The organism is Parvibaculum sp. (genome assembly GCF_040882025.1).
Lineage (GTDB): Bacteria > Pseudomonadota > Alphaproteobacteria > Parvibaculales > Parvibaculaceae > Parvibaculum.
Genome location: NZ_JBBECC010000100.1, coordinates 22,813 through 29,168, shown reverse-complemented (window position 1 = coordinate 29,168; position 6,356 = coordinate 22,813). Strand labels below are relative to the sequence as shown.

7 protein-coding genes are annotated in these 6,356 nt (G+C 60.5%); all 7 read left to right on the top strand.

Going from position 1 to position 6,356, the window contains the following annotated elements; genetic code table 11:
- Positions 1-265 precede the first annotated feature (265 nt).
- Positions 266-2,416, top strand: coding sequence for a bifunctional (p)ppGpp synthetase/guanosine-3',5'-bis(diphosphate) 3'-pyrophosphohydrolase (locus WEB61_RS07215; protein WP_368063655.1), 2,151 nt, complete (start codon positions 266-268; stop codon positions 2,414-2,416).
- Between the two features lie 41 nt (positions 2,417-2,457).
- Positions 2,458-3,042 (top strand): orotate phosphoribosyltransferase, encoded by a 585-nt coding sequence (pyrE, locus tag WEB61_RS07210; RefSeq protein WP_368063654.1) that lies wholly within the window; start codon positions 2,458-2,460, stop codon positions 3,040-3,042.
- A 14-nt stretch (positions 3,043-3,056) separates the two neighbouring features.
- Positions 3,057-3,638, top strand: a complete 582-nt coding sequence (locus WEB61_RS07205; RefSeq protein ID WP_368063653.1) for a DUF2062 domain-containing protein — start codon at positions 3,057-3,059, stop codon at positions 3,636-3,638.
- Between the two features lie 28 nt (positions 3,639-3,666).
- Positions 3,667-4,455 carry a pyridoxine 5'-phosphate synthase gene (locus tag WEB61_RS07200; protein WP_368063652.1) on the top strand — a complete coding sequence of 263 codons (789 nt, stop codon included), beginning with the start codon at positions 3,667-3,669 and terminating at the stop codon, positions 4,453-4,455.
- Entirely contained in the window at positions 4,452-4,853 is a 402-nt protein-coding gene (gene acpS, locus WEB61_RS07195) for a holo-ACP synthase (protein WP_368063651.1), read from the top strand. The genes WEB61_RS07200 and acpS overlap by 4 nt, the downstream gene beginning before the upstream one ends.
- Positions 4,854-4,921: 68 nt before the next feature.
- Positions 4,922-5,680: a signal peptidase I gene (gene lepB, locus WEB61_RS07190; protein WP_368063650.1), complete on the top strand. Its 759-nt coding sequence runs from the start codon at positions 4,922-4,924 to the stop codon at positions 5,678-5,680.
- Complete coding sequence (rnc, locus tag WEB61_RS07185; protein WP_368063649.1) at positions 5,668-6,339, top strand: ribonuclease III; 672 nt, start codon at positions 5,668-5,670, stop codon at positions 6,337-6,339. Before lepB ends, rnc begins: the two co-directional genes overlap by 13 nt.
- Positions 6,340-6,356: the final 17 nt, after the last annotated feature.

Below are 6,356 nucleotides of genomic sequence, written 5' to 3'. Positions count from 1 at the left end.
AGGGTCAGCCGACCGCATGAGCGAGGAAGAGTTGTTGCGCGCGATCCAAAGCCAGATCGACTCGCCGCAGCAGAAATCGGCCGATGCGGACGACATGGACGGGGAAGACTGAGAACGGGCGAGGAGGGCTTGGCCCCAGCGCAGACGTCAATCGGTTTGAGCGCCGCCCGGCCGGAAGGTGAGGGGCGGCGCTTTTGTTTGTGAAATGCGTTTGCGAGAAACGGCGTTAGGAAGTTTGCAAGGCGCGGCGCAGGAGAATCGATGAATGTTGCGTCAGTATGAGCTCGTCGATCGCGTGCTCGGCTACGATCCGAAAGCGGACGAAGCCCTGATCAACCGCGCCTATGTCTATGCCATGAAGCAGCATGGCAATCAGATGCGCGCCAGCGGCGACCCTTACTTCTCCCATCCGATCGAAGTCGCCGGCATCCTGACCGAACTCAAGCTTGATACCGCGACCATCGTGACCGCACTGCTGCACGACACAATGGAAGACACCGGCTCGACGATGGACGAGCTGACGAAGCTGTTCGGCGCGCAGGTCGCTGGCCTCGTCGATGGCGTGACCAAGTTGACCCGGCTTGAACTCACTTCCGAACGGTCGAAGCAGGCGGAAAATTTCCGCAAATTCCTGCTTGCGATGTCAAACGACATTCGCGTGCTTCTGGTCAAACTCGCTGACCGGTTGCACAACATGCGGACGCTGCATTTCATCGAGTCGGCCGATAAGCGACAGCGTATCGCACAGGAGACGATGGAAATCTATGCACCGCTTGCCGGGCGTATGGGTATCCAGGAAATTCGCGAGGAACTTGAGGACCTTGCTTTCAAGGAGCTGAATCCCGAAGCGCGTGAGGCACTGCTGAAGCGCCTCAACGAGTTCCGCGAAGAAAGCGGCGATACGGTCAAACAGATCGCCGACGAGATCAAGGCGAAGCTCGAGGAAGAGGGGCTTGCCGCGGAAGTAATCGGACGGGAAAAGCGTCCCTATTCGATGTGGCGCAAGATGGAGCGCCGCGGCATCTCGCTGGAACAACTCTCCGATATTTTTGGTTTCCGGGTTGTCGTCGATGACGTGCCGGACTGTTACCGTGCGATCGGAATCCTGCATACGGCTTGGCCGATGGTTCCGGGCCGGTTCAAAGATTATATTTCGACGCCGAAGAACAACGGCTATCGCTCGGTCCACACGACGATAATTGGTCCGCAGAAGAAACGCGCCGAGGTTCAAGTCAGGACGCGCAAGATGCACGAGATCGCCGAGTACGGTATCGCCGCGCACTGGCTCTACAAGGAGGGGCCGGCGGATGCCGAGGCATCAGGCGAGTTCGCGGCGACCTTCCGCTGGCTCCGTCAGTTGATCGAGATGCTTGAGCACGGCGGAACGCCCGAAGAGTTTATGGAGCACACCAAGCTCCAGATGTTTTCCGATCAGGTTTTCTGTTTCACGCCCAACGGTCTGCTCATTACGTTGCCGCGTGGTGCGACACCGATCGATTTTGCCTATGCTGTCCATACGGAGGTCGGAGACACCTGCGTTGGCAGCAAGATCAACGGGCGGCATATGCCGCTTCGCACCAGACTCGAAAACGGCGATGAAGTCGAGATCATTCGCTCGCAGGTGCAGCGACCATCCCCCGCATGGGAAGCATTTGTCGCGACCGGCAAGGCGCGCTCGGCGATCCGGCGGTCGATCCGCGCGGCCAAGCAAGCGGAATTCAGCCGTCTGGGCCGACAGATTCTCAAGAGTGCATTCGAGGCGGCGGGCAAGGATGCCTCCGATACGATTCTTGAACGAGCGCTTGGACCGCTCCGTAAATCCGACGTTAACGAACTTCTCGCATCTGTGGGAGACGGCACGATCAGTCCGGTGCAAGTGCTACACATGGTTTATCCTGAGGAGCCGATTGCCAAGCGTGGCCGCAAGCGAATATCCAAGCCGAACGGGAAGGACGAACGCAATGGCGCGGTGCGTGTGACAGGCCGCGGCGCGGGTCTCGGTATCCAGTTTGCACCCGATACCTTCCCGCTTCCGGGCGAGCGGATTGTCGGTATCATGATGCCTGGCGAGGGCGTTACGGTCTATCCGATCGATGCGCCGACGCTCGAGACGTTCGATGGCGAACCGTCGCGCTGGATCGACGTGACGTGGGACATCGATCCGGAAATACCGCAGACATTCCCGGCGCGTCTGCGTGTCACGGCGCGCAACGAAGTTGGTTCGCTTGGCCATATCGCGACGTTGATCGCCGACTATGGAAGCAATATTTCCAATTTGACGCTGGCGCAGCGCGATGCCGATTTCTACGATTTGCAGATCGACCTCGATGTTCGGGACATCAAACATTTGACACGCATCATGTCGGCGCTGAACGGACTGTCCTGCGTCAATACTGTCGCGCGTCCGCGACACTGACACGCCTTACTTTTAACACTCGGAAGCCGGTGAGCACAAAAATGAAAGAAGCCAAAGTTCTGAAAGAATTCGAAAAAGCCGGCGCGCTGTTGAGAGGGCATTTTATTTTGTCGTCCGGTCTGCACAGTCCGATCTTTCTGCAAAAGGCGCTCGTGTTCATGAATCCCAAGCGGACGGCCCGGCTCTGCAAGGCACTGGCGGCCAGGATCGAAGAGGAGGTTGATGGATCGTTCGATGCCATTGTTTCGCCCGCTGTCGGCGGGATCATTCCGGGTTATGAGACGGCCCGCTACCTGAAGGTGCCGGCAATGTATGTCGAGCGGGAAAAAGGTGAGTTCGTGTTGCGGCGGGGATTTCCGCTCAAGAAAGGCATGCGAGTGGTGATGGTCGAGGATATCGTGACGACTGGATTGTCATCCCGCGAATGCATTCAGGCTATTCGCAAGACCGGCGCGAAGGTTGTCGCCGCGGCGTGCCTTATTGACCGCTCGGGTGGCAAGGCGAAGGTCGGTGCCAAGCTCATTTCGCTTGCCCGCATAGACATACCGGCCTACCCGGCCGACAAGCTCCCGAAAGAGCTTGCGGCACTGCCGGCTGAAAAGCCCGGCAGCCGCGGCATCGCCTAGAGGAGACGATCCCCTTGTTTCGGCGTCGCGTCGAACTTCATCCACTCCGGAAACTCCGGGAAACATTCTGGCCGAGCGCGGGCTGGAAGCGTGCCATCCAGTATGGATGGCGGCGAATCTGGCGTCTGTCGGGAACGCCGCATGCGATCGCCATGGGCGTCGCTGCGGGCGTCTTCGCATCCTGCACGCCATTTTTCGGGTTTCATATACTGATTGCGATGCTCGTCGCATGGATATTGCGAGGCAATCTGATTGCCAGCGCTATCGGTACATTTGTCGGCAACCCGCTGACCTTTCCCGCCATCTGGTTCATCGTCTATGAGGTCGGCCGCTATATGGTGGGGGCGCCGGTGGGGGCGGACCCGGATATCGCGGAAACGCTGCAGAGCGATCGCGCCTTCGACATGATACTGCCGCTGCTGGTGCCGCTGACGGTCGGTGCGATTCCGGTCGGCATCGTTCTCGGGTGTGTAACCTATGTTGTGACGCGCAGCGGCGTCGAGGCCTACCAGTTGCGTCGACGGCGGCGGCTCGCGGAGCGTGCGCTTGTACTGTTCCCCGATTCCCAGCCACCTGCAGGCGATATGCGTGAATGACCATGGACGAAAAACGGAAACAGCGAGCATGAGCCCGACACCTCACCTGCGCCTCGGCGTCAATATCGATCATGTCGCGACAATTCGGAATGCGCGTGGCGGCGAGCATCCCGATCCCGTGCGTGCGGCCAGAGTTGCCGCGGCGGCAGGGGCCGACGGCATTACTGCCCATCTGCGTGAAGATCGACGGCACATACGCGACGGGGATATCGCACGGCTGAAAGGCGAGATTGGGTTGCCGCTCAACCTCGAAATGGCGGCGACGCCCGAGATGCTCGACATCGCGCTTCGCCATGTACCCAACGCCTGTTGCATCGTGCCGGAGCGGCGCGAGGAGGTAACGACGGAGGGCGGGCTCGACGCGGCGGGGCTTCACAATTATCTGGCACCGGTTGTCGCGCGGCTTTCGGACAAGGGAATCCGCGTGTCCTTGTTTATCAATGCGGAGACAAGACAACTCGAAGCGGCGCGTTCGCTCGGCGCCCATATCGTGGAATTGCATACGGGCGCCTATTGCGACGCGGCGCTGGCGCATGAAAATGCCAAGCGCGACGCGGAGATGGCACGGCTTGCCGGGGCCGCGCGCAACGGCGCTGCCATGGGTCTTGAAGTCCATGCGGGGCACGGGCTGACATTCGACACGGTGGCGCCCGTTGCGGCGCTGCCGGAGCTGACGGAACTCAATATCGGCCATTTTCTGGTCGGCGAGGCGATCTTTACCGGGCTCGACGGAAGCATCAGGCGGATGCGCATGGTGATGGACGAGGCGCGGGCCGGCGGGCGGGCGGCGCTGCCCGGTGCGGAGGACCGCCGATGATCCTTGGAATAGGCAACGATATCATCGACATACGCCGCATCGAGTTGACGCTCGAGCGGTTCGGCGAGCGCTTTATCGAGCGGATATTCACGGATGTCGAGCGGCGCAAATCCGAAAGCCGGCGCATGCGGGCGGCTTCATATGCCAAGCGTTTCGCGGCGAAAGAGGCCTGTTCGAAGGCGCTTGGAACCGGCTTCCGGCGCGGCATATTCTGGCGCGACATGGGTGTCGTCAATCTGCGCTCGGGACAGCCGACCATGGCGCTGACGGGCGGCGCACTGGCGCGGCTCGCGGAGATCACACCGGCGGGGATGGAGGCGATTATTCATCTGACGATCACGGACGACCACCCGCAAGCACAGGCTTTTGTTATCATTTCCGCAGTTCCGCGGGGCTGAACCCGGGGGGCAGACGCGGCGGCCGATTGTGGTATGGTCCGCCGTTTTCGAGGGGCAGGAGCCGGAAGATGACGATGATGGAAAACGCGAAGAAACTGCGCAGCGGGTCGCTGGCCGAGAATGTACGGACCATCGGCTATGCGCTGCTGATTGCGCTTTTCATCCGGGCCTTGCTCTTCCAGCCCTTTTTCATTCCCTCGAGTTCGATGGAATCGACGCTGCTGATTGGCGACTATCTCTTTGTTTCCAAATACAGTTACGGCTATTCGCGGCATTCGCTGCCGTTCAGTCCGGGGATCTTCAGCGGACGGGTACTGGGTTCGGCGCCCGATCGGGGCGACATCGCGGTGTTCAAGGTGCCGACCGACAACCGGACCGATTTCATCAAGCGCGTCATAGGGTTACCCGGCGACACCGTGCAGATGCAGGACGGGGTTCTCTACATCAACGATGTGGCGGTGCCGCGCCAGCGCGTGGATGACTTCATAGAGCGAAATTCTTCGGGCAATGTGCGCCGTATTCCACAGTATATGGAGACGCTGCCCAACGGCGTTTCCTATATTACGCTGGACATGGTTCCGAACAGTGTGTGGGACAATACGGGTCTCTACATCGTTCCCGAGGGCCATTACTTCATGATGGGCGACAATCGCGACAATTCGAGCGATAGCCGCGTGCCGGATTCTGTCGGATACGTGCCTTTCGAGAACCTGGTCGGCCGGGCCGAGATCATTTTCTTCTCGGCCGACGGCAGCGCGTCGTTCTGGCAGTTCTGGAAATGGCCCTCGGCGATCAGATGGAACCGGATCGGCAAGTGGACCGATTGAGCGCCGCGCTTGAAGAGAAATTGTCCTATAAATTCAAGGACATGGCGCTCCTTGCGCGGGCGCTGACGCATCCGAGCGCGGGCCCGGAAAACTACCAGCGGCTCGAATTCCTGGGCGACCGGGTGCTGGCGCTCACGGTCGCCGACTGGCTGCTGCGGCTCTTTCCGGAGGCGGACGAAGGCGAATTGGCGATCAGATTCAATGCCTTGGTCCGCAAGGAGGCGTGCGCGGCGGTGGCTGCGCGCATCGATCTGGGTGCCTATATCACGATGGGCGCGGGCGAGGAAAAGGCCGGCGGACGGCAGAAATCCGCCATTCTTGCCGATGGCTGCGAGGCGCTGATCGCCGCGCTCTATCTCGATGGCGGGATGGAAGAGGCGACCCGCTTCATCGAAGGTCAATGGGCGCATCTCATTGATAAACATACGGAAATTCCGCGCGACGCCAAGACGGCGCTGCAGGAATGGGCACATGCAAGCGGGCTCTCCGCGCCGACCTACAGGCAGACGGCGCGCAAAGGCCCCGATCACGCGCCGGAATTCACGGTCGAGGTGCTGGTCGAGGGGCGCAAGCCATTGGCCGCAAAGGGAAATTCGAAACGGCAGGCGGAGCAGGCGGCCGCCCAGGCGCTGCTCGAGGCAGAGGGCGTCTGGGTCTGAAACAGGCCTCTGTCAAA